The organism is Marisediminitalea sp., assembly GCF_984433645.1.
This window is the reverse complement of record NZ_CFIDRX010000282.1, coordinates 1-2,955: the sequence shown is the minus strand read 5'-3', so window position 1 is coordinate 2,955 and position 2,955 is coordinate 1. Positions and strand designations below refer to the sequence as shown.

The window sequence follows — 2,955 nt, the reverse complement described above, 5'->3', positions numbered from 1 at the left end:
ATGGATGCGCAAGGGTTTACCTCTTTGCCCAGGGACGACTTTATTGAGAAGCGCGATGCGTTTGTTGCCCGACAACGTGCTTTCCTCGAACAGGCCGTTGCTCAGGGGAGTTTTCCGGCCATGAAGAGGCTGGCCGGCCTTCACCATGCACAACAAACAGGCAGCGGCGGCTATGTAAACGCCTTTGCGCTTAATCAGGTCATTCTGACACTCACCGACGATAATGAGTTATACAACCGCTATAACTGGCTGCAGCAACGACTACAGCAAACATTGAGTGACGATGAGCTGACTCGGGGATATGCTCAGGCTGAGACCTGGCTTCACCGCATTCGCAGTAGTGGCACGCTCGTTACAGACGAAAACTAACTTCCGGAAACAGACGGATTTCCCTGGCGAAACTGAGATACTACTTCATTCGTTCGTTCGAGTAATTTCCGGCCGGGACGAGAGGCCTGTGTCAGCGCGATAAAGAGCATATCAATAATTAGCTCCTGTGCAGTTCGCGCCAGAATGGAAGACAACCGGGCCGAAGCTTCCTCCGCCACCGAGTATAATTTGACGTCAGCAGGCTCAGAGACCGGCGTGTTGCCGTATTTAGTAATCGATATTACCTTGGCGTGATTGTCTTTAGCCTGTTGCACAACGTTAACGATTTCGCGGGTGGAACCTGACTCAGAAATGGCAATCACCACATCGGCTTCACCAAACGTTGCTGCCACAGCCAACTGAATATGGCCGTCGGCTTCTGCAATCGCCACCATCCCCAGCTTCTGCAATTTAAATGAAAAGTCTTTGCTCACCAGGGCAGACCCCCCAACACCACAAATAAGAATACGCTTGGCGTTTTTGATGATCTCTACGGCTTTTTCGAATTCGACAATTTCGTTCAGATTTCGGGTTTCATTTAATACGCTGATTTTACTGCTGAGCAGCTTGTCGGCCATCTGTTCAAAACCGTCGTTCAGCGTTATCTTACCATGCAATTGCGTATTAGGTGTTTCGCGATTGAGGGCATCGATGACTGCAAGTTTAAACGCGGGGTATCCTTTGTATCCCAATTTCTGGGCAAATTTAACCACACTGGACTGACTGACACCTACCACATTCGCCAATTCCTGTGACGATAGATCACGCACAGCATTGGGTGAATCCAGCGTAAATGTCGCTAATTTTGATTCACTCGCAGACAGCGAATGTTTAATGGCTTTGATTTTAACAAAGGCAGACATGACTGATTACTTCCTACTCACCGGTTACACCGCCGTGGCGACAACTTCAACCTTGCTTAATGAATTTTTTATTCAAATATAAACTAGTTGATGCGAATATCAAAATCTCTTTAAATAAAGGCTAGCGAGCAACACGCCTTTAAATTATTCCAAACAGGTTACCGTAAATTATGCACACTGCCCATCCCCATGTACCAGCGAATGCCATTGCCTCTTTGTGGGATAAACACCATACGGACAATTTGAATCGCGCTCACCTGCGCTTTGCAGACATCAGCCAGGTGGTTGAACAGTTAGCCCAACACAACGAGGTAACCTCTTCGGTTGTCGGGCACGCTTGCTCCGGCAAGCCCATAACGCGCTTAACGGTGGGTCGTGGGCCGCTCATTCTATTAGCGTGGACACAAATGCATGGCGACGAGCCTACCGCGACGGCAGCAGTACTGGATTGGCTGCATATCTTGTTAACTCAGCAACTACCGTCCCTCGACACGAACTGGCAGTCCCTGGTAACACTGCATGTCATTCCGATGCTAAACCCGGATGGGGCAGAGAATCGTATCAGAGTGAACGCGCAGGGTATCGACATTAACCGCGACGCAAAGGCACTGCAGACACCCGAGGGCAGAGTGTTATGGGAGCAGGTTCAAAGCTTGAAGCCCGATGTGGCCTTTAACCTGCACGACCAGAACCCTTACTACACTGCCGGTGAGACCGGTGAAACGGCGACTATTGCATTTCTGGCCCCGGCGTTTCACGTCGATAAGCATGTGGACGCAGCACGTTTGCGCGCCAAACAGCTTATCGCGTGTATGGCCGACGCAATTCAACACTGGCTACCCCGTCATATTGGACGATATGACGATACCTATTCCCTGCGTTCTTTTGGCGACAACATAGCGGCAACCGGTGCCAGCACGATATTAATTGAATCGGGCGCATACCCGGGCGACCCACACCGACAGACTGCCAGAAAAATGAATGTAGTTGCCTTACAGGCTGCACTCGAAGCTTTGCTCAGCAACCAGTACATGCAAAAGTCGCTGGCTGACTATTACCGGATCCCGGATAACGTGGAGGACGGATTGGTTGACATCAAATTCAGCCAGTTGCAACTACGCTGTTTCGACACCGCATTTAATGCGGATGTAAACGTGAATGTGTGCCGTAAATCCGGCAAGGCCACCATTAAGCACATTGGCGACATGTCTGTTCAACAGGCTTTTCACACCCCCGATACCGCTGGCATGCGCGTGTTACCACTGAAAGGATACGTCGTGAATGAACCGCTCTCGCTCAACAGGGAACTGTACCTGCAGCGACTAGCTGAAGGATGGGTTTATTTTATTGGCGACGCCGGACACATTACCAATGAGTCAGGACTGCCAGTGTTGTGTGTGCCTGAAGCGCTGCCGCAACCCTGGCTTCAGCCCGATACCCCGGCGTACTGGCTAATGCAGCACGACAACGGCCACATTGTTGCCGTACTGAACGGGGAAGTGGTTCGGGGCTGTTGACCTTTGTTCTTACGAAATAATAATGCGTTTGTACGCCAGTAACGAGCCGTCGGCATTTTGCTGGAGATCGAACAGGTAATCGTCGTCGCTGCTGCGAAAGACGGTGTCGCCAGACAAATGTGTATCTGGCTCCCCGCGTGCAGCGTAATCGCTGTGTGACGTGCAGATAGCCTCCACCAACTCGTCGCTGAAGGCAAACTGCGAAA

Annotated in this window: 3 protein-coding genes and 1 pseudogene; 2 read left to right on the top strand and 2 right to left on the bottom strand. The window is 50.8% G+C overall.

Annotation, left to right across the window (positions count from 1 at the left end):
- The coding region (locus AC4MRN_RS20300) for a hypothetical protein (RefSeq protein WP_491204342.1) at positions 1 to 369 on the top strand (369 nt) is incomplete at its 5' end.
- Here AC4MRN_RS20300 and AC4MRN_RS20295 read toward each other — a convergent pair.
- Positions 366 to 1,232 (bottom strand): MurR/RpiR family transcriptional regulator, encoded by an 867-nt coding sequence (locus tag AC4MRN_RS20295; RefSeq protein WP_073324390.1) that lies wholly within the window; start codon positions 1,230 to 1,232, stop codon positions 366 to 368. The genes AC4MRN_RS20300 and AC4MRN_RS20295 overlap by 4 nt on opposite strands.
- Positions 1,233 to 1,402: 170 nt before the next feature.
- Between AC4MRN_RS20295 and AC4MRN_RS20290 the strand changes: the two genes are divergently transcribed.
- On the top strand, positions 1,403 to 2,749 hold the full coding sequence (locus AC4MRN_RS20290; protein ID WP_255052338.1) for a M14 family zinc carboxypeptidase: 1,347 nt from the start codon (positions 1,403 to 1,405) through the stop codon (positions 2,747 to 2,749).
- A gap of 9 nt (positions 2,750 to 2,758) precedes the next feature.
- Here AC4MRN_RS20290 and AC4MRN_RS20285 read toward each other — a convergent pair.
- A pseudogene (locus AC4MRN_RS20285) lies at positions 2,759 to 2,955 on the bottom strand (dioxygenase family protein); the annotation flags it as partial.

Coding starts and splice junctions, on each gene's coding strand:
- AC4MRN_RS20295 (WP_073324390.1), bottom strand. CDS start 1,232: ATGTCTGCCTTTGTTAAAATCAAAGCCATTAAACATTCGCTGTCTGCG.
- AC4MRN_RS20290 (WP_255052338.1), top strand. CDS start 1,403: ATGCACACTGCCCATCCCCATGTACCAGCGAATGCCATTGCCTCTTTG.